We start from the raw sequence: 20,090 nt of genomic DNA, 5'->3' as shown, positions 1-20,090 counted from the left end.
CGCGCCCGTGCTCAGCGCCGCTGCTCGCGTGCCGTGCTGCGCGGCGGCGGCATGAAGAAGTTGCGCATCCACGCGGCAAGGCGCGTGAAGACGTCGTCGGGTTCCTCGACGAAAATCTCGGGCTTGAGCAGGCGCAGATACTCCATGATCTGCTGCGCTTCCTGTTTCTGGAACACGCCATGCGTGACGCCGAGCCTCAGCAGCCCGCGCAGTTCGCCCAGACGCTCGCGTGCCGCGCTGCCGCTAGCCTGTTCGCAGCCGATCTTCGCTTCGTACGCACGCTGGCGCAGCGACTCGGTCAGACGCCACGCCGGCGTCTGCATCGACTCTTCGAGCGCCTGGATGTCCTGCACGCCCGACTTGATCTGCGCCGCCAGCGGATCGACCAGCGTGTCGTCGCCCTGGGCTTCGCTCACGATGGCCGCCGCCCAGTCGCGGCACTGTTTCGAGAGTTCGTCGGGCGTCCACTCGGGGCGCGACGCGAAGCCGAAACCGAATTCGCCCGCCTGACGCATCAGGATCGAGACGACCTCGGGAAATTCCTTGTCGAGCGTGCGCTTGGCCCACGCGTACTGGCCGCCTTGCAGGAGCCGCTGCACGGCGTGCTCCGTGAGCGGCGTCATGTTGTCGAGCAGCTTCGCGCGCAGGTAGTCCTCGAATTCCGGCGTGGCGAACTGCGGGTCGAGTTTGAGCGAGACGCGCAGGAACGCGTCGAAATCCTTGCGCAGCGACGCAAGCGTTTCATCCTTCAGGTTGAGGGTGATATGCCCCATTGTGGTTGCCCCGGTGTAATCCTTGTCGCTTCTCGCGTGCTCTCGCCGTTCGAGCAGTGGCCTGCCAGAACAGGCCTTGACGGGTTTAACGGCGCACCGGGGTGAAACTTGAGCGTAAGGGGCGAGGCGCGGCTCTAGCGCACGACGACGCCTTGCCAGAGGAAGAACACGCCGAGCCCGATCGCGATGGTGAGGAGCGGGCGCCTCGTGAGCGCGCTGACGACGATCGCCGCGAGCGCGCCGACGAGCTGCGGGTTGCGCCAGGTCAGTTCGGCGCCTTGTCCGTGGGGGGAGACAGCCATCGGCACGATGATCGCCGTGAGCACCGTGACGGGCACGAAGCCGAGCGCCGTGCGCACGAGCGGCGGGAACGCCAGCCGCTCGCCGAGCACGAACACCGCAGTGCGAATGACCAGGGTGATGAGGGCCATGCCGAGAATCAGGACGACGTAGTTCATTGCCCGGCTCCTGCGGTGCGCCGGAGGTTATGGGATTTGCGGGAGGACTCGCTGGCGGCGCGCTCGCCGCGCGAGGAGCCTGGGCGCGAGAGCGCAACACCCACGAGCACGCCCGCGAGCACGGCGCCGAGCAGCCCGAGCTTGTACGGCCAGCCCTGCCAGAAAAACGCGAGCGCGCCGGCGGTCGCGGCGGCGGCGAGGTAGCGCAGGGCAACCAGCTGCGGCACGACGATGGCGATGAAGGTCGCGACCATCGCGAAATCGAGGCCGAGCGACTGCAGACCCGGGAACGCCGCGCCGAACAGCAGGCCGGCCGCAGTCCAGAGTTGCCAGTTCAGGTACATCGCGAGTCCCGAGCCGAGGAAATGCCACGGCGAGACGTCGTCGCCGGGCGGATGGCGGCGCAAATGCGCCCACGCGACGGCGAAGACCTCGTCGGTGAGCAGGCCGCCGAGCACGAGGCGCCAGCGCAGCGGCAGGTGCGAGACATAGGGCGCGAGCGTCGCGCTGTAGAGCACGTGCCGCAGGTTCACGATGAACGTGGTGGCGAGAATCACGGCGAAGCTCGCGTGCGAGGCGATCAGCCCGAGCGCAATGAACTGCGCCGAGCCGGCGAACACGGCGAGCGACATGAGCTGGCCGTGCCAGAGCGAAAGCGGGCCCGAGGTGACGAGCGTGCCGAAGATCACGCCGAAGGGCGCGGCGCCCACCATCATGGGGATCGTGTCGCGCGCGCCGGCGACGAATTCGGCAAGGCGGTTGGGATGCATGGTCAAACTGTCCTCCTGATACACGGGGACAGCATAGCGGGCGGCCTTGCGCGTGGCTTGTACGTTCTTGCGGCGGGACGCGGGCCCGCGTTCAGGACGATTGCCAGCGTCCCGGCGGCACGCCGAACATGCGCCGAAAGTGCCGCGTGAAATGGCTCTGGTCGGTGAAGCCGCTCGCCGCGGCGACATCGGCGACTGTCGCGCCTTCGCGCAGCGGGGCGAGGGCGCGTTGCAGGCGCAACTGGGTGCGCCAGGCGTGCGGCGGCAGGCCGGTAGCCTGCGTGAAGAGCCGCGTGGCATGAAACGGCGAAAGGCCGACCGCCTGGGCGAGATCGGCCACGCGCAGCGGTGTAGCGAGATCGGCGGCGAGGAGCGCCTTCATGGTTTCCACGCGCGGGTCGTTCGGGCCGTGCCCGAGCGCCGCCTCGCGCGTGCGGCCGTAGCGCGTGAGCAGCGTCGAGAGCGCGTCGAGCAGCGAGCCTTCCACGGCGAGCGGATCGGCGCACGGCGCCAAAGGCGATGCCGAACTGGCGCTCGCGCCGGATTCCGGCACGGCCGCGGCGCGCCGCCAGTCGGCGTCGGCTTCCAGCAGCCGGTGGGCGCGCGCGAGCCTGCGCGCGAGATCGAGATCGTGGATCACCTCGGCGTCGAACCACGGCAGCGGCTGCGCGCGTCCGGCGATTTCGCCGGCGAGTTCGTGCAGGAAGTCGACCGGCACGTACATCACCCGGTAGCGCCAGCCTTCCTCGTCGGCGCGCGAACCCGTGTGCAGCTCACCCGGATTGATGACCGGCACGCTGCCCGTTGCGGCAACGTGCTGCGTCCCGCGATAGCGAAAGCATTCCGCGCCGCCCTCGATCACGGGGATCGTGTAGGCCTCGTGCCAGTGCGGCGCGAACGTGTGTTCGTGGTATTCGGCCGTGACGAGATCCGCGCCGGGCAGAAGCGGCGTGCGCCAATAGCGGGCACGGTCTCGAAAACGGGAGTCGGTCATGGTGAAGGATCCTGCACAGATCCCCAGTTTAGCGCAGCGGAATCGCCGTGCCCGCGGGCACCGGCACGGCCGTGACGCTGTTCTTGGCGCTGCCGCTCACTACGCGGTCGCTGTAGGTCAGATACACGAGCGCGTTGCGCTTCGCATCGACCACGCGCACGACGTGCAGCGTCTTGAAGAGGAGCGACATGCGCTCGTTGAAGACATCGGCCTGCTGTTTGAGCGCACCGGTGAACGAGATCGGCCCGACCTGCCGGCACGCAATCGACGCCTCGGTCGGATCTTCCGCAATGCCGAGCGTGCCCTTCACGCCGCCCGTGCGTGCGCGGGAGACGTAGCAGGTGACGCCTTGCACCTGCGGATCGTCGTAGGCCTCGACGACGACCTTGTCCGAGCCGGTCAGGCGGAAGTTGGTGTTCACGCTGCCGATCTGCTCGGCGTGGGCGGCGGCGCAGGCGACGAGGCTTGCACAGGCGAAGAGCGGGCGCGCGAGGCGAGCGCCAAGGCGGGTGGATTTCATGCGGATTCCCGAAGATGACGAAGCGACATTATCGGGGAGGGCGGCGTGCGCCTGGCGCGCAGCAAAAGAAAAAGGGGTTGCGTGCAAACACGCAACCCCTCGATATTTTGGCTCCCCGACCTGGGCTCGAACCAGGGACCTACGGATTAACAGTCCGGCGCTCTACCGACTGAGCTATCGGGGAACAGCAACACAGCTACAACGCTTTAGTCATGAAAAAGCCCGTTCTGCGCTGTGATCGACACGAACGGGCTTTTGCGAATTCTGGCTCCCCGACCTGGGCTCGAACCAGGGACCTACGGATTAACAGTCCGGCGCTCTACCGACTGAGCTATCGGGGATCAACAAAAGCAGAGAACGAGATTCTATGGGGTCCGGCTGGGCCTGTCAATACCCTGTCGCGATCCGATGTGTTCAGGGCAATCCGCTGTGCAAGCGACGGTCCATTCAGGCGACGGGGCGACACCCCGAACAAGCGATCCGCGCGCGATTACCGTGCAATTACCGTGCAAGAAGCGCGAGCTTGTCCTTCACGTCCTTGAATTCGTCAGCTTCCGGCAGCGGGGCCTTGGTCTTGGTGATGCTCGGCCAGCCCTTCGCGAGCTCGGCGTTCAGTTCGATGAACGATTGCTGGTCGCCAGGCACGTCTTCCTCGGCGTAGATGGCGTTCACCGGGCACTCGGCAACGCACACGGCGCAGTCGATGCACTCGTCCGGGTCGATCGCGAGGAAGTTGGGACCTTCGCGAAAGCAGTCCACCGGGCACACATCGACGCAGTCGGTATAGCGGCACTTGATGCAGCTTTCGGTCACAACGTGAGTCATTCAGGCAGCTCCTGCAAGCTTTTTGTATCGGGGGATGGCGGTTCGCCAAAAGCGCTATTGTAACTGATGAGGAATTACCCCAACCACAGGCCCGCAACCGTCCTTAGATCGTTTCGTGATTAGTTTATATGCGGGGGCGATCCGCAGCGTTTTACCCCTTGTGCGCGAGGGGCCGTGCCGGCGGGCACGCGGCGCGCGCAGGCATTCGGGTAACATGGACGCACCGCTGGCGCCTGCCGCCCGGAACCGCTACGGGGCATCTGCCCGGCAGCGTGTCCGGTTCCCGCTTCGCGGGCGCTATCCGATTGCAGTCCGGCTGGCCCATCATGATCATTACTTCGCTGCTCGATACCGATCTCTACAAATTCACCATGATGCAGGTGGTGCTGCATCATTTCCCCGCGGCCAATGTGGAATACCGTTTCCGCTGCCGCACGCCGAACGTCGATCTCGTGCCCTACGTCGACGAGATCCGCAGCGAGATCCAGAAGCTGTGCAGGCTGCGCTTCGCCGAGACCGAGCTCGACTACCTGCGCAAGATGCGCTTCATCAAGAGCGACTTCATCGACTTTCTCGCGCTCTTTCACCTCAATGAAAAGTACATCTCGGTCACGCCTTCGCCCAAGGCCAACGGCGAGATCGACATCGCGATCAAGGGGCCGTGGCTGCACACGATCCTCTTCGAGATTCCGGTGCTCGCGATCGTCAACGAGGTGTATTTCCGCAACACGCAGCATCATCCGCAGTACGAGGAGGGGCGCGAGCGCCTGCGCCACAAGATCGAGCTGCTCGGCGCGAAGCCCGAATTCGCCGACTGCAAGATCGCCGATTACGGCACGCGCCGCCGCTTCTCGAAGCGCTGGCACGAGGAGGTGATCCTCACGCTCAAGGACGATCTCGGCGAGCAGTTCGCCGGCACGAGCAACGTCTACTACGCGATGAAGCACAACCTCACGCCGCTCGGCACGATGGCGCACGAGTACCTGCAGGCGTGCCAGGCGCTCGGGCCGCGGCTGCGCGACTCGCAGATCTACGGTTTCGAGATGTGGGCGAAGGAGTATCGCGGCGACCTGGGCATTGCGCTCTCGGACGTCTACGGCATGCAGGCCTTTCTGCGCGACTTCGACATGTACTTCTGCAAGCTCTTCGACGGCGCGCGGCATGACTCGGGCGATCCGTTCGAGTGGGGCGAGCGCCTGCTCAAGCATTACGAGGACAACCGCTGCGATCCGCGCACGAAGACGATGATCTTCTCGGACGCGCTCGACATTCCCAAGGTGCTGCGCCTGTACGAGCGTTTCGGCGACCGTTGCCGCCTCGCGTTCGGCGTGGGCACGAACCTCACCAACGACCTCGGCTATCAGCCGCTGCAGATCGTCATCAAGATGGTCCGCTGCAACGGTCAGCCCGTCGCCAAGCTCTCCGATTCGCCGGGCAAGAACATGTGCGACGACAAGGCGTATCTCGCCTATCTGCGCCAGGTGTTCGGCATCGAGCAGCCCACGGAGGAAGAGGGCGAGGGCAACCGGGCGGCTGAATAAGCGCGCCCGCGAGACCCGCAGATCGCAGGCGGCGCCCCGGTATAATCGGCGCGTCGCCTTTCTTCATCCGACGAGGACATTCATGGACACGACGGCCGCCCGCCGCAGCATACTCGCGCGCATTCGCGCGGCGCAGGGACGCGAAGCCACGCCTGCGGCGCACGAGCGGCAAGCGGTGGCCGACTACCTCGCGCTTCATCCCGAAGGTCCGCGGCCGCCGCTGGAAGGCGATCTCGTCGCGCGCTTCGTCGGCGAGGCGCGCAAGATGTCGAGCTCGGTCGACGAAGTCCAGCAGCTCGCCGACGTGCCCGCCGCCGCGCAACGCTATCTCGCCGGGCACGGCCTGCCGATGCAGGCCGTCGCGTGGCAAACGCTCGACGCGTTCGACTGGGCCGGCGCGGGACTCGCCGTTCAATTTCGCAAGCCCGAAGATCGCGATCTCGTCGGCCTCACGGGCTGCTTTTGCGCCACGGCCGAAACCGGCACGCTGGTCCTGCTCTCCAGCCGCGAGACGTGGGCCTCGGGCGCGCTGCTGCCCGAAACGCACATCGCCGTCGTGCCCGCTTCGCGCATCGTCGCGGGTCACGAAGACGCCTTCGCGCTGATGCGCGCCGAACGCGGCGAACTGCCGCGCGCGGTCAACTTCGTTTCGGGGCCTTCGCGCACCGGCGACATCGAGCAGACCATCGTCCTTGGCGCACACGGGCCGTATCGCGTGCATGTGATCGTCGTGCATGGCGCGTAAGCGCAGTACGGCGAGCGCTTACGCGGGGACGCTCTGCGCGGCGCTGACGCTCTTCGGCACGAACGCACACGCGGCGGCCTTCGACGGCGCATCGCCCGGCGCCGCCTGGGCGCTGCCGTTCGCCGGCATGCTGCTGTCGATCGCGTTCTTCCCGATGTTCGCGGCCACGTTCTGGCATCGCCACTTCGGCAAGATTTCGGCGGCCTGGGCGCTTGCGTTCCTGCTGCCGTTCGCGGCCACGCATGGCGTCGGCGCGACGTATCCGCTTTTCGTGCACGCCGTCGTCGACGAATATCTCCCCTTCATCGTCTTGCTCGGCGCGCTCTATACGATTGCGGGCGGGATCTGCGTGTACGGAAATCTGCGCGGATCGCCGCGCATGAACACGGCTATCCTCGCGCTCGGCACCGTGCTCGCGAGCGTGATGGGCACAACCGGTGCGGCAATGCTGCTGATCCGCCCGCTCCTGCGCGCGAACGACAACCGCCGGCACAACGTGCACGTGGTCGTGTTCTTCATCTTTCTCGTCGCGAATGCGGGCGGTCTGCTCACGCCGCTCGGCGATCCGCCGCTTTTCCTCGGCTTTCTCAACGGCGTGGGATTCTTCTGGACTGCGCAGCATCTCGCGTGGCCGTCGCTGTTCGTTTGCGGCGTGCTGCTCGCGGTGTTCTACTCGCTCGACAGCTGGTATTTCAGCCGTGCCGGGGAAACGCGCGCCGCTTCGCTCGACCCGACGCCGGATACAGACGCGCTCTCCATCGGCGGCAAGGCGAATTTCGTGCTGCTCGCCCTGCTCGTCGCGCTCGTGCTGATGAGCGGCGTGTGGCGTCCCGGTATCGTCTTCGAGGTCGCGGGCGCGCACCTGCAGTTGCAGAACCTCGTGCGCGATGCGGGACTCGTTGCGCTCGCACTCATTTCGCTCGCGTTCACGTCGAAAGCGGCGCGCGCCGACAACGGTTTCGAGTGGGCGCCGATCATCGAGGTGGCCAGGCTCTTCGCGGGCATTTTCGTGACGATCACGCCGGTCATCGCGATGCTGCGCGCGGGCGAGGCGGGCGCGTTCGCTGCGCTGATCCGGTTCGTGAACGGCGCGGCGGGCCGCCCCAACGACGCGGTGTACTTCTGGGCGACGGGTCTCCTCTCGTCGTTTCTCGATAACGCGCCCACCTACCTCGTGTTCTTCAATCTCGCGGGCGGCGACGCCAATGCGCTCATGTCCGGCGGCGCGAAAACGCTCGCCGCGATCTCGGCGGGCGCGGTGTGGATGGGCGCGCTCACCTATATCGGCAACGCGCCGAACTTCATGGTGAAGGCAATCGCGCAGTCGCGCGGCGTGCGCATGCCGGGTTTCTTCGGCTATCTTGGCTGGTCGGGCGTGCTGCTCGCGCCGGTCTTTCTCGCGGCCACCTGGCTCTTTTTTGTCTAGCCACAAGCCGCTTGCGGGCCGGTCTGCGAAAAGTGCGCGAGACTTCCCGGAGCGCCCCGTCACGCGCAACAATGACGGACATCGACTGAAATGTGGAGAGCAACGATGCAAAAGATTCTCGTGGCGCGCCCGATCTTTCCCGACGTGATCGATCGGCTCAAGCAGTATTTCGACGTGGACTGGAACAACGGCGAGGCGCTTGCGCCCGAGGCGCTGCACCAGCGTCTCGCCGACAAGGACGGCGCGCTCACCGCGGGCGACCCGATCGGCGCCGCCGCGCTCGCCGCCGCCCCGCGCTTGCGCGTGGTGTCGAACATGGCCGTGGGCTACAACAACTTCGACATGGCCGCCTTCAACGCGGCCAACGTGCTCGGCACCAACACGCCCGACGTGCTCAACGAAACCACGGCCGACTTCGGCTGGGCGCTGATGATGGCGGCCGCGCGCCGCGTGACGGAATCGGAGCACTTCCTGCGCGCCGGCAAGTGGGACAAGTGGTCGTTCGACGCGTTTCTCGGCTCGGACATTCATGGCGCCACGCTCGGCGTGATCGGCATGGGCCGTATCGGCCAGGCGCTCGCGCGCCGCTCGCGCGGCTTCAACATGCGCGTGGTGTATCACAACCGTTCGCGCGTCGCGCCCGAGATCGAGCGCGAGCTGAACGCCGAATATCTGTCGAAGGAAGCGCTGCTCAGGCAGGCCGACCACGTCGTGCTCGTGCTGCCGTACACGGCGCAGAACCATCACACGATCGGCGCAGCGGAACTCGCGCTGATGAAACCCACCGCCACGCTCACCAACATCGCGCGCGGCGGCATCGTCGACGACGCGGCGCTCGCGCACGCGCTGCGCACGCGCCAGATCGCGGCGGCGGGCCTCGACGTGTTCGAGGGCGAGCCTCGCGTGCATCCCGCGTTGCTCGAAGTGGAGAACGTCGTGCTCACGCCGCACATCGCGAGCGCGAGCGAAGCCACGCGCCGCGCCATGGCGAACCTCGCCGCCGACAACCTCATCGCCGCGCTCGGCGAGGGGCCGCGCGCGGGGCAGCCGCCCAATCCGGTCAATCCCGCCGTGCTGGGGCAAGCGCGTACATGAGTGCGCTCGCCGTCATGTCGCTGGCGATCGTTGCGCTGGCGAGCGCGTTTGCCGTGACGCTCGTGGCGTTGCTGCGCGCGCGTCAAGGCCATGGCGACGCCGACGCTCAGGCCACGCTCGACGCGCTCGATCAACTGAGCGACCGCCTCGCCGCCTCGACGGATACGCAGGCGCGCGCAGCCGAGCGCATCGAGCGCGAACTGCGCAACGAGATCGCGCGCACGGCGCAGAGCTCGCGCAGCGAGTTCGGCGGCGGCTTCGCGCAGGTGCAGCAGGCGCTGGCGGCGCAGCTCGGCAGCATCGCGACCGTACAGAACAGCCAGATCGACGGTTTCGCACAGCAGCTCGCCAAGCTCACGGCGGCCAATACGCAGCAGCTGGACGCGGTGCGCCAGAGCCTGCATCTGCAGGCCCAGCAGGCGCGCGACGAGCAGGGCGCCGCGCTGCGCCACTTCGGCGCGTTGCTCACGCAGCAGCTCGGGCAACTCACCGAAGTCAACGACCGGCGTTTCGCCGAAGTGCGCGCGACGCTCGAACAGCGCCTCAAAGACATCGAAGCGAACAACGCTGCGAAGCTCGAGGAAATGCGCCGCACGGTCGACGAGAAGCTGCACGCCACGCTCGAACAGCGCCTTGGCGAGTCGTTCAAGCTCGTTTCCGATCGGCTGGAGCAGGTGCATCGCGGGCTTGGCGAGATGCAGACGCTGGCCGCGGGCGTGGGCGACCTGAAGAAGGTGCTCACCAATGTGAAGACGCGCGGCACCTGGGGCGAAGTGCAGCTCGAAGCGCTGCTCGAACAGATGCTGACGCCCGAGCAGTATGCGAAGAACGTCGCAACGGTGCCGCGGAGCACGGAGCGCGTCGAATTCGCGATTCGCCTGCCGGGACGCGGCGTGGGCGGCGCGGAGCAAGGCGAGCCGGTCTGGCTGCCGATCGACGCCAAATTCCCGCGCGAAGACTACGAGCGTCTCATCGATGCGCAGGAACGCGCGGACGTGCTCGCGATCGAGGAGGCCGGGCGCGCGCTCGAGTTGCGCATCCGCGCGGAGGCGCGCACGATCGCCGAGAAGTACGTTGCGCCGCCGCACACGACCGATTTCGCGCTGCTGTTCCTGCCGACCGAAGGACTGTACGCCGAAATCCTGCGCCGCCCGGGCTTGACCGATGTCCTGCAGCGCGACTACCGCGTGAGCGTGGCGGGGCCGACCACGCTTACGGCGCTCCTCAACAGCCTGCAGATGGGCTTTCGCACGCTCGCGATCGAGCGCCGCTCGAGCGAGGTGTGGCAGGTGCTGGGCGCGGTCAAGACGGAGTTCGGCAAGTTCGGCGACGTGCTCGCGCGCACGAAGTCGCAGCTCGAAACGGTCACGCGTTCCATCGAGGCGGCGCAGGTGCGCACGCGTGCGATGAACCGCAAGCTGCGCGACGTCGAGGCGCTGCCGGGCGAGGCCGCCGCGAATCTCCTCGGCGACGCGCCGCGTAACGGCAACGGCAACGGCGAAGCAGAAAACGAAGCGGGATTCGGCGACGAGTGACCCAACCTGCGGGCCAAAAGAAAACGGGCCGCCTGATCGAGGCGGCCCGTGTGCATTCGGGCGCATGCGGTGCGTTTGCTTACCCGATCATCGTTTCACCGGTCGCGGCGAGCTTGTCGAGCGCGTCGCCGGTCATGCGCACGACGCGCCAGTCGGGCAGCACGGTCGCGCCGAGCTTTTCATAGAAGCCGATGGCCGGCGTGTTCCAGTCGAGCACGGTCCACTCGAAGCGGGCGCAGCCGCGTTCGACGGCGATCGCCGCGAGCGCGCGCAGCATCGCCGTGCCGAGGCCGGTGCCGCGCTGCGACGGCTGCACGTAGAGGTCTTCGAGATAAAGACCGCGGCGGCTCAGGAACGTCGAGTAGTTGTGGAAGAAGAGCGCGTAGCCGACGATGCGGCCGGCGTCTTCCGCCACCAGCGCTTCGGCGGCGGGGCGCGTGCCGAACAGGGCGTCGGCGAGGCCGTCGGCCGTGCCCGTGAACAGATGCGTGAGCTTCTCGAACTCGGCGAGCTCGTACATCAGCGCGTGCATCGCGCCGACGTCGGCGGCCGTGGCGGCGCGGATCGTCGCGGCCATCACGCTTCCTCGGGCACGTCGGAGAGATGGATCTCGATGCCGCCGAAGCGCGAGGCTACCCAGTTGTAGGCGTGGCAGGCGATCCACAGCAGGATGAAGCCGACGATCGCGTTGAGCAGCAGCGCGCTGAAGATGGTCGAGAGTTCGACCGAGCCGTAGCGCACGAACGCCACGAGCACGCCGAGCAGCACGATCGGCACGCTGAAGGTCAGGTACACGAGGATGAGCGCCTTGGCGGTCTGGCCCGCAGCGATGAACGAGATCTGTTTTTTCATAGTAGTCGGTCTGTTATGCAGGTGTGGACGTGTGGTTGGGTTCGATGGCCTCTGAGGCGCCGCCGCACTAGACGAGTCCATCGAACAGCATGATGTCGACGGCGTCGCCGGCATCGAGATCGCCGGCTTCATGGGCGAGCACGATGAAGCAGTTCGCCTCGCTCATCGTGCTGAGCGCGCCCGAGCTTTGCGAGCCGGTCGGCGCGACGCGCCATTGGCCGCTGGCGTCGCGGCGCGCGAGGCCGCGCTGGAATTCCGTGCGGCCCGCGCGCTTTTTGATCGGCTGATCGCTCAGCGCCGGCACGAGCGGTACGGACTGCGCTTGCGCGCCCGCCATCGCCATCAGAGCGGGGCGCACGATCTGGTAGAACGAGACCATCGTCGCGACCGGGTTGCCGGGCAGCCCGAACAGGAGCGCCGCGCGGCCGGCGCCCGGGCGTCCGCCCGACCAGATGCGGCCGAACGCGAGCGGGCGGCCGGGGCGCATGGCGAGGCCCCAGAACGAGACGTCGCCGAGCGTTTGCAACTGGGTGCGCGTGAAATCGGCTTCGCCGACCGAGACGCCGCCGGAGGTTAGCACGACATCGGCGGTTTCGGCAGCGAGTTTCAGCGTGGCGGCGAGCGCCGCGGGGTCGTCGCGCACGACGCCCAGGTCGATCGCCTCGACGTTCAGGCGCTGGAGCATCGCGCCGAGCACATAGCGGTTGCTGTCGTAGATGCAGCCGGGCTCGAGCGGCTCGCCTGGCGAGCGCAATTCGTCGCCGGTCGAGAAGTAGGCCACACGCAGGCGCTGCTTCACGTTCGCCTCGACGAGCCCGAGCGAGGCCAGCAAGCCAATGTCGGATGCGCGCAGCACGCGGCCGGCTGCGAGCGCCACGCTTGCGCGCGCGAGATCTTCGCCCTTGCGGCGGGCGTTCGCACCGCGCGTGACGGCGCTCGCATCGAAAACGATGACGTCGCCCTGCATGGACACCTGCTCTTGCGGCACGACGGTGTCGCAGCCCGCGGGCATCGGCGCGCCAGTCATGATGCGCACGCACGCATGCGCGGCCACTTCGCCCACGTAGGGGTGACCGGCGAAGGCCTTGCCGCATACGGTGAGCGAGAGGCCGCCGGCGGCATCGGCGAGCGCCGCGGCGTCGAACGCATAGCCGTCCATCGCGGCGTTGTCGTGCGCGGGGACGTCGATCGGCGAAATCACGTCTTCGGCCAGCACGCGCGCCAGTGCCTCACGCAGCGGTACGCGTTCGCTCGCCGCAAGAGGCGTCGCCCACTGCAGCACGATGGCCTGCGCGGCGCTGACGGGCAAAGCTTGCGGATCGTACTGGCTGATGCAGCCGGCGCTGCCGGAGGGATGGTTAAGCGTGGTCATCGAATGAGGAAGCGTCGCATCCGCACGGCGTGTGCGGCGATCGTCCAGGCGGGCGTGCCGGCCGCGTGCCGGGGACGGCGGCTGGCCGGGTGCCGCCCGACTGCAATTCAGGCGCGTTCGAGTTCGGCCAGTTCCTGTAAGGAATTGATATTGTAAAACGCACGTTCGTCGGCAAAGGCGACTTCGGCGGCCGTGTGGCGCGCGTACCACGCACGCACCTTGCGCTCGCCGGCGCAGAGGAACGCGGCGAGGTCGTCGGCGAGCGAGGTGCGCACGAGCGCGAACACAGGATGCAGCGAGACCTCGCCGGCGGCATTCGTGGTGGTCGCAGTGACGATGTCGGCGCGCGCTGAGAGCGCGGCGTGGGTGAGGCGCTCGGCGAGGTCGGCTGGCAGCCACGGCGAGTCGCAGGGCGCCGTGAGGAGCCATTCGGTTTGCGCCGCGCGCAATCCGGCGAGAAGCCCTGCGAGCGGGCCGGGGAAGCCGGGCAGCGTATCGGCGAGCACGCCCGCCCGCCATGGCGCGCCGAGTGCAGCATAAGCGTCGCCGTTGCGGTTCGCGCTGATAGAGAGGACGCCGACTTGCGGCGCGAGGCGCGCGAGCACGTGCGCTGCAAGCGGTTTGCCGTGCAGCATCTGCAGGCCCTTGTCCGCGCCGCCCATGCGCTGGCCGCGGCCGCCCGCGAGCACGAGGCCCGTGATCGATGCGGTGGCAATGGGGGGGGCGCTCACCGGCGTCATGGGCTGCTCAGCCGCCGATATAGGACATTTCGATGCGGCGCTCATCGGAGGCCGCCGGCGCCTGCGCGCTGCCTCGCAACTGCGAATAGCGGTCGGCGCGGCCTTCCCATACCTGCGCGATGGCGCCGGAGATCGCCATGTCGGTGGCGCCGTTGCGCAACAGCGCGCGCAGGTCGTAACCCATCGTGGCGAACAGGCACAGGTACAGCTTGCCTTCGGTCGAAAGGCGCGCGCGTGTGCAGTCGCCGCAGAACGCGCGCGTCACGCTGGAGATCGCGCCGATCTCGCCCGCGCCGTCCGCATAGCCCCAGCGTTGCGCCGTTTCGGCGGCATTGTGGGGCTCGAGCGGCACGAGCGGCCAGTGCCCGGCAAGGCGTGCGACGACCTCCGCCGACGGCAGCACTTCGGACATGTTCCAGCCGTTCGAGGTGCCCACGTCCATGTATTCGATGAAGCGCAGCGTGACGCCCGTGCCGCGGAAGTGCCGCGCGAGCGGCACGATCTCGCCGTCGTTCGTGCCGCGCTTGACGACCATGTTGACCTTGATCGGCGCGAGCCCCACGGCTTGTGCGGCCGCAATGCCGTCGAGCACGTCGGCCACCGCGAAGTCGGCGTCGTTCATGCGGCGAAAGAGGGCGTCGTCGAGGGCGTCGAGGCTCACCGTCACGCGTGTGAGGCCCGCGTCGCGCAGGGCGCGCGCCTTGCGGGCAAGCAGCGAGCCATTGGTGGTGAGCGTGATGTCGAGCGGTTCGCCTGCGGGCGTGCGCAGCGCGGCGAGGCGCTCGATCAGGAACTCGATGTTCTTGCGCAGCAGCGGCTCACCGCCCGTGAGGCGGATCTTGGTGACGCCATGCGCGACGAAAAGCCGCGCGAGCCGCTCGATTTCTTCGAGCGAAAGCAACGCGGAATGGGGCAAAAACGGATAGTCCTTGTCGAACACGGCTCGCGGCATGCAGTACACGCAGCGGAAATTGCAGCGGTCCGTGACTGAGATGCGCAGGTCGCGCAGGGGTCTGGCGAGCGCGTCGAAGACTGCGCCGGATGGCGCACGCTCGGTTCCCGCGGCCGGCCTGGGCAATTCGGGCGGCAGCGATCGAACGTCGGCAACAGGGATGATGCGTCGTGTCATGGTCTCTTCGTTCTCGCGTTGATTCGATTTTAGCCGAACCTGCAACCGCCTACAGACGAGGGAGAACGCTGATATATCAAAAAAAGCCCGCCGGGTGGGGCGGGCTTTTTGGGGGGGCGCGCCAGACTCGAGGTCCGGCGCGCGGCCAGTTGCGCTTGCAGCGCTTACGGCTGGCGCGTGGTTTCGACCTGCTGCATCGGCGTGGTGTCGACCGGTGGCAGCGGTTTGCGCTCGCGCGGCGTGCGCGCGGGCTTCACCCGTTGCGCGGCGGCTTGCTGCGCGGCGCGCAGCTTGTCGGCGTCCGTATTGACCCAGACGAGACCCGCCGATTCCAGCATCGGGCGCAGCGTGTCTGCGGCGCTCGCAGCCGTGGGAGCTGCCGTTGCCACCGGGGCCGGATGCGGCGCGGCCGGCTCGGTGATCGCGACGACCGCGGGAGCGGCGGCTACCGCTTCCTGCGCCGGCTCCGGTTGAGCGACGGGTGCTGCTGCCGCTGCCACGGGCGCTTCGGTGCGCGGTGCTTCGACGCGGTCTTCCCGCACGACAGGCTGCGCTTCGACCTGGACCGGCTCGACCGGGGCTGCCGGCGTGACAGGCTCTTCCGCTGCGGCAGGCGCCACAGGAGCGACAGGTGCGGCGGGCGCCGCAGGTTCCTCGGCCTTCGGCTCGACCACGTGGGCGGTTTCGACGCTCACCGGTGCGGCTTCGGCAGGTGCCGGCGCTTGCTCTGCAGCGGGCGCGACGGTTTCGACTTGCGTCGTCGTCACGGCGGCGGGCGCGTGCCCGGCTTCGGCGAGGACGGCTGCGGCCGGCAGCGCGGTCACGACAGTCTCGACAGCAGCTTCGGTGCGCGCTTGCGCGGCCGATGCTTCATGCACTTGGGCAGCAACGGCAGGCTGCTCGATCGCCGGTTGAGCGGGTGCGGCCTGCTCTTCGCCTTCCGGTGCGTCCGCACCCGGCGTCAGGCCTGCTGCTTCCGTCTCGCGCTCGCGGCGACCGCCACGGCGGCCGCGGCGGCGGCGGCGGCGTTCTTCGCCTTCACGCGGTGCGCCTTCTTCGTCGGCACCGGCGCTCACGCCTTCGGGCAGTTCTTCCGTTTGCGGCGCCTCGACGCCTTCAGCGCCAGCCGATGCGGCGTCAAGACGCGCTTCCTGGGCTTCGGCGGCCTCGGCTTGCTGACGGCGGCGCGACTCATTGCGTTCGCTGCGTTCACCACGCTCGCGGCGCTCGCCACGTTCCTGACGCTCGCCGCGTGCGGCGCCGGCTTCCGCTGTCACATCGCTACGTTCCTGGCCGCGCTCGACGCGTTCGATGCGCTGTTCGCGTTCGGCGCGCGCTTCGCGCGGTTCACGCTGCTCGCGCGGTTCGCGTTGTTCACGCGGCTCGCGGGCACCACGGCCTTCGCGGGCTTCACGCGGCTCCCGCTGTTCGCGCGGCTCGCGTTCCTCACGGCGGCCAGCCGGCTGACCGGTACGAGCGCTGCCTGCGCTTTCGCCGCGGCCTGCCGCGTCGCGGCCGCCGGAACGGCGATTGCGGTTGCGCTCGCCGCCGCCGGGCTTCTCACCGCGCTCGGTACGCGCTTCGCGGGTCGGACGGGCGGTCTTTTCCGGTTGCGCGACCGGTGCCGGCGCGGGCGCCGCAGCCGGTGCGCCGCCGAAGAGGCGCTTGACCCAGCCAAAGAAGCCGCCGCCCGCGGGCGTGACGGCCATCTGCGCCGCGACGGGCGCGGTCTCGGCCGGCTTGACCGGCGCGCTCGGCGCCGGACGCTCCGGCGTGATGCCCTTCACCGCGGCTTCCTGCTTGGGCTTGGCTTCGGCGGTGCGCTTGCTGTAGCCGGTTTCCGACTCGAGTTCGCGAGCCGCTTCCTCAGCCATCTTCCACGAGGCGCGCGGGTCGTCGAGGCGCGCATCGTCGTGACGCAGGCGCTCGAGCTTGTAGTGCGGCGTTTCGAGGTGCTTGTTCGGGATCAGAACGACGGCGACCTTGAAGCGCGACTCGATCTTGTTGATTTCCGAGCGCTTTTCGTTGAGCAGGAAGGCGGTGACTTCGACCGGCACCTGGCAATGAATTGCCGCGGTGTTTTCCTTCATCGCCTCTTCCTGGATGATGCGCAGGACCTGAAGCGCCGACGATTCCGTATCGCGGATATGACCCGTGCCGTTACAGCGCGGGCAGGTCACGTGGCTGCCTTCCGAGAGGGCGGGGCGCAGACGCTGGCGCGACAGCTCCATCAGGCCGAAGCGCGAGATCTTGCCCATCTGCACGCGGGCGCGGTCGTGGCGCAGCGCGTCCTTCAGGCGTTGCTCGACTTCGCGCTGGCTCTTGGCCGACTCCATGTCGATGAAGTCGATCACGATCAGGCCGCCCAGGTCGCGCAAGCGCAGTTGGCGCGCCACTTCGTCGGCGGCTTCGAGGTTCGTGCGCGCGGCGGTTTCCTCGATGTCGGCGCCCTTGGTGGCGCGCGCCGAGTTCACGTCGATGGCGACGAGCGCCTCGGTGTGGTCGATCACGATCGCGCCGCCCGAGGGCAGCGGCACCGTGCGCGAATACGCCGTCTCGATCTGGTGCTCGATCTGGAAACGCGAGAAAAGCGGCACGTCGTCGTGATACCGCTTCACCTTATTGACATTGTCCGGCATCACGATATCCATGAAGGCGCGCGCCTGGTCATAGATCTCGGTGGTGTCGATGAGGATTTCGCCAATGTCGGGCTGGAAGTAGTCGCGGATCGCGCGAATGACGAGGCTCGATTCCAGGTAGATCAGCATGGGCTGACCGGACTGGCCGGCCTGCGACGCGGCTTCGATGGCGCGCCACAGTTGCAGCAGGTAGTTCAGGTCCCACTGGAGCTCTTCGGCGGAGCGGCCGATGCCGGCCGTGCGCGCGATGATGCTCATGCCGTCCGGCAGTTGCAGCTGCGCCATGGTTTCGCGGAGCTCCTGACGGTCGTCGCCCTCGATGCGGCGCGAGACGCCGCCGCCGCGCGGGTTGTTCGGCATGAGGACGAGGTAGCGGCCGGCGAGCGAGATGAACGTGGTGAGGGCGGCACCCTTGTTGCCGCGCTCTTCCTTCTCGACCTGGACGATCAGCTCCTGGCCTTCCTTGAGGGCGTCCTGAATGCGCGCGCCGCGCATGTCGATGCCTTCGCGGAAGTATTGGCGGGCGACTTCCTTGAACGGCAGGAAGCCGTGGCGGTCTTCGCCGTAGTTGACGAAGCACGCTTCGAGCGAAGGCTCGATGCGGGTGACGATCCCCTTGTAGATGTTGCCTTTGCGCTGTTCGCGCCCGGCGGTTTCGATGTCGATGTCGATGAGCTTCTGTCCATCGACGATGGCGACACGCAGTTCTTCCTGCTGTGTCGCGTTGAACAGCATTCGTTTCATTGAACGACTCCAGTGCGTTCGCGCGCGAGCCGCACGGTGCGCGGCGGCGACGCCAGGCAGCACGGTGCGGGCCGCGGCGAGCCGCGCCTTATTGTGTTGTCACAAGCACGCTGGAGCGGGAACGATGGCGGGGAGAATTGCCTTTTCTGGGCGCCGGTCCGGCGTTGCGTTGCCGTGGACGGGGCCGCGTGGGCACATGCGAAATACGTCTTCAAGAAGCGAAGAGACATGCCGCGGGTTCGCGACGGCAACGTTTTCCTGCGCTTCCAGTTCACCTGCCTGCCGTGGCCATCGATGTGCCGATGGTTGTGCTCATCGTGTGCACATCGCACTGGCCTTGGCAGACGCCGGCCGCAGCGGCGAACCGCGCGCGCTTGCGACTGGATCAGGTTCGCGGCCTCCAGATTCAATCAGGGCCGCGCACGGGAAGCTTTCAGGAACAACGCCCGTCTTCCCCCTCGGGGTGTCTCGCCACTTTTGACGTCGCCGTGTCCCGCACCTTGCCGGGACGCTTCGGGCGCTCGCCGTATTTTCGCCACCGGCGCCTCCTGCGGCGGTCACTTCGACCGCGCGGCGGGACGCGCCGGATAAATTCTTTATACCAATGTTCCGTTACCGGCGGAGCCGCCCCTGACCGAACGTGCCTGTGGGCGCCGTCCCTGCCGGAGTGGTGATCCGTGCGTGCAACTCGTTGCTTCTCATCAAGCGGGGTGAGCAACCAGCCCCGGGCGCAAGTAAAATAACCGTTTATCGCTTGCAGCCTGCGCTCGCCGCGTGGTCCAAGTCCAGGATAACCCTCTTGGGGTTCGCAGGACATTTGGCCGTTTGGCCTGGGCCATTTGGCCTACCGTTGCGTCGGCGCTGGGCAAATTATATTCAGAATGAAAGGGTTAGGCAAAATATCCCAGAATCAGGTCGCAAGCGACCAGGTTTCGTTCGTCGAAATCGACGAGGGCGCGGCCGGTCAGCGCATCGACAACTTTCTCGTGCGCGTCTGCAAAGGCGTGCCGAAAAGCCACATCTATCGCATTTTGCGCAGCGGGGAAGTGCGCGTAAACAAGGGTCGGGTCGATGCGCAGTATCGGCTCGCGGAAGGCGACATCGTGCGCGTGCCGCCGATCCGCACGTCGCAATCGAGCGCGCCGGCCGGTGCCGCGCCTGTGCCGGCGGCCCAGTTTCCCGTCATCTACGAGGACGACGCGCTGCTCGTCATCGACAAGCCCGCCGGCGTGGCCGTGCACGGCGGCAGCGGCGTGGCGTTCGGCGTGATCGAGCAGTTGCGCGAGGCGCGCCCGCAGGGCAAGTTTCTCGAGCTGGTCCACCGGCTCGACCGCGAAACGTCGGGCGTGCTGATGCTCGCCAAGAAACGCGCCGCGCTCGTGGGCCTGCATGCGCAGATGCGCGATAACCAGACCGACAAGCGCTATTTCGCCTGCGTCCACGGCGAATGGGCGAGCGACTGGGGCCGTCGGCGCGCCGTGAAGGAGCCGCTTCACAAGTATCTGACCCCGGAAGGCGAGCGCCGCGTGCGCGTGCAGCCGGACGGCTTGCCCTCGCATACGGTGTTCAATCTCGTCGAGCGCTGGCCGGGCTACGCGCTTCTCGAAGCCGAGTTGAAGACCGGCCGCACGCACCAGATCCGCGTGCACCTCGCTCACCTCGGCCTGCCGATCGTCGGCGACGCCAAGTACGGCGACTTCGCGCTCAACAAGGACCTCGCGCGCACGGGCGCGCGGCCGGGCATCAAGCGGATGTTTCTGCATGCGCACCGGCTGAAGCTCGCTCACCCGCTTACGGGCGTTCCGTTGCAGTTCGAGGCGCCATTGCCGGCGGACTGCCGCAGCTTCGTCGACGCGTTGCGCGCGCAGCGCGAGGAAGGCGCGGCGACCGACGCGGCCCGACCTGACGCGGCGAGTCCCGAATGACACCGAA

The 20,090-nt window shown here is 67.6% G+C and carries 18 protein-coding genes and 2 tRNA genes; 6 read left to right on the top strand and 14 right to left on the bottom strand.

Features of this window, described 5'->3' with window-relative positions:
- Positions 1-11: 11 nt before the first annotated feature.
- From C7411_RS19700 to fdxA, 8 genes are all read right to left on the bottom strand, one after another.
- The gene (locus C7411_RS19700; RefSeq protein WP_110387407.1) at positions 12-773 is read right to left on the bottom strand and encodes a DUF4088 family protein; all 762 of its coding nucleotides are present in this window, start codon (positions 771-773) and stop codon (positions 12-14) included.
- Between the two features lie 134 nt (positions 774-907).
- Positions 908-1,231: an AzlD domain-containing protein gene (locus tag C7411_RS19695; RefSeq protein WP_110387406.1), complete on the bottom strand. Its 324-nt coding sequence runs from the start codon at positions 1,229-1,231 to the stop codon at positions 908-910.
- Entirely contained in the window at positions 1,228-2,001 is a 774-nt protein-coding gene (locus tag C7411_RS19690; RefSeq protein ID WP_110387405.1) for an AzlC family ABC transporter permease, read from the bottom strand. Before C7411_RS19690 ends, C7411_RS19695 begins: the two co-directional genes overlap by 4 nt.
- Positions 2,002-2,092: 91 nt before the next feature.
- Positions 2,093-2,995, bottom strand: a complete 903-nt coding sequence (locus C7411_RS19685) for a helix-turn-helix transcriptional regulator (protein ID WP_110387404.1) — start codon at positions 2,993-2,995, stop codon at positions 2,093-2,095.
- A 28-nt stretch (positions 2,996-3,023) separates the two neighbouring features.
- Complete coding sequence (locus tag C7411_RS19680) at positions 3,024-3,515, bottom strand: CreA family protein (protein ID WP_110387403.1); 492 nt, start codon at positions 3,513-3,515, stop codon at positions 3,024-3,026.
- Between the two features lie 108 nt (positions 3,516-3,623).
- A tRNA-Asn gene (locus C7411_RS19675) sits at positions 3,624-3,699 on the bottom strand.
- An 81-nt stretch (positions 3,700-3,780) separates the two neighbouring features.
- Positions 3,781-3,856 (bottom strand) — tRNA-Asn (locus tag C7411_RS19670).
- A gap of 160 nt (positions 3,857-4,016) precedes the next feature.
- Entirely contained in the window at positions 4,017-4,340 is a 324-nt protein-coding gene (gene fdxA, locus C7411_RS19665) for a ferredoxin FdxA (protein ID WP_110387402.1), read from the bottom strand.
- A 326-nt stretch (positions 4,341-4,666) separates the two neighbouring features.
- Here fdxA and pncB point away from each other — a divergent pair, with 326 nt between their 5' ends.
- The 5 genes from pncB to C7411_RS19640 all read left to right on the top strand — a co-directional run bounded on the left by pncB (position 4,667) and on the right by C7411_RS19640 (position 10,682).
- Entirely contained in the window at positions 4,667-5,881 is a 1,215-nt protein-coding gene (pncB, locus tag C7411_RS19660) for a nicotinate phosphoribosyltransferase (protein WP_110387401.1), read from the top strand.
- A gap of 82 nt (positions 5,882-5,963) precedes the next feature.
- Positions 5,964-6,626 carry a LutC/YkgG family protein gene (locus tag C7411_RS19655; RefSeq protein ID WP_110387400.1) on the top strand — a complete coding sequence of 221 codons (663 nt, stop codon included), beginning with the start codon at positions 5,964-5,966 and terminating at the stop codon, positions 6,624-6,626.
- The gene (locus tag C7411_RS19650) at positions 6,616-8,052 is read left to right on the top strand and encodes a sodium:proton antiporter (RefSeq protein WP_110387399.1); all 1,437 of its coding nucleotides are present in this window, start codon (positions 6,616-6,618) and stop codon (positions 8,050-8,052) included. The genes C7411_RS19655 and C7411_RS19650 overlap by 11 nt, the downstream gene beginning before the upstream one ends.
- 105 nt (positions 8,053-8,157) lie before the next feature.
- Positions 8,158-9,147 carry a 2-hydroxyacid dehydrogenase gene (locus C7411_RS19645; protein ID WP_110387398.1) on the top strand — a complete coding sequence of 330 codons (990 nt, stop codon included), beginning with the start codon at positions 8,158-8,160 and terminating at the stop codon, positions 9,145-9,147.
- Positions 9,144-10,682 carry a DNA recombination protein RmuC gene (locus C7411_RS19640; RefSeq protein ID WP_110387397.1) on the top strand — a complete coding sequence of 513 codons (1,539 nt, stop codon included), beginning with the start codon at positions 9,144-9,146 and terminating at the stop codon, positions 10,680-10,682. Before C7411_RS19645 ends, C7411_RS19640 begins: the two co-directional genes overlap by 4 nt.
- 79 nt (positions 10,683-10,761) lie before the next feature.
- Here the strand turns inward: C7411_RS19640 and C7411_RS19635 are convergent, their stop codons facing one another.
- The 6 genes from C7411_RS19635 to C7411_RS19610 all read right to left on the bottom strand — a co-directional run bounded on the left by C7411_RS19635 (position 10,762) and on the right by C7411_RS19610 (position 18,158).
- Entirely contained in the window at positions 10,762-11,259 is a 498-nt protein-coding gene (locus C7411_RS19635) for a GNAT family N-acetyltransferase (RefSeq protein ID WP_110387396.1), read from the bottom strand.
- Positions 11,259-11,534 carry a hypothetical protein gene (locus tag C7411_RS19630; RefSeq protein ID WP_028212919.1) on the bottom strand — a complete coding sequence of 92 codons (276 nt, stop codon included), beginning with the start codon at positions 11,532-11,534 and terminating at the stop codon, positions 11,259-11,261. The genes C7411_RS19635 and C7411_RS19630 overlap by 1 nt, the downstream gene beginning before the upstream one ends.
- Positions 11,535-11,601: 67 nt before the next feature.
- Complete coding sequence (moeA, locus tag C7411_RS19625; protein WP_110387395.1) at positions 11,602-12,906, bottom strand: molybdopterin molybdotransferase MoeA; 1,305 nt, start codon at positions 12,904-12,906, stop codon at positions 11,602-11,604.
- 107 nt (positions 12,907-13,013) lie between these two features.
- The gene (gene mobA / locus C7411_RS19620; protein ID WP_243413243.1) at positions 13,014-13,646 is read right to left on the bottom strand and encodes a molybdenum cofactor guanylyltransferase MobA; all 633 of its coding nucleotides are present in this window, start codon (positions 13,644-13,646) and stop codon (positions 13,014-13,016) included.
- 7 nt (positions 13,647-13,653) lie between these two features.
- Complete coding sequence (gene moaA, locus C7411_RS19615; protein ID WP_110387393.1) at positions 13,654-14,775, bottom strand: GTP 3',8-cyclase MoaA; 1,122 nt, start codon at positions 14,773-14,775, stop codon at positions 13,654-13,656.
- 164 nt (positions 14,776-14,939) lie between these two features.
- Entirely contained in the window at positions 14,940-18,158 is a 3,219-nt protein-coding gene (locus C7411_RS19610; protein WP_110387392.1) for an Rne/Rng family ribonuclease, read from the bottom strand.
- An 881-nt stretch (positions 18,159-19,039) separates the two neighbouring features.
- Between C7411_RS19610 and C7411_RS19605 the strand changes: the two genes are divergently transcribed.
- Positions 19,040-20,083: an RluA family pseudouridine synthase gene (locus C7411_RS19605; RefSeq protein ID WP_110387391.1), complete on the top strand. Its 1,044-nt coding sequence runs from the start codon at positions 19,040-19,042 to the stop codon at positions 20,081-20,083.
- The last annotated feature ends 7 nt before the right edge of the window (positions 20,084-20,090 follow it).

The organism is Paraburkholderia silvatlantica (assembly GCF_003096715.1).
Classification (GTDB): Bacteria; Pseudomonadota; Gammaproteobacteria; order Burkholderiales; family Burkholderiaceae; genus Paraburkholderia; species Paraburkholderia silvatlantica.
The sequence above is the reverse complement of the archived record's forward strand: the minus strand, read 5'-3'. Positions and strand labels throughout refer to the sequence as shown.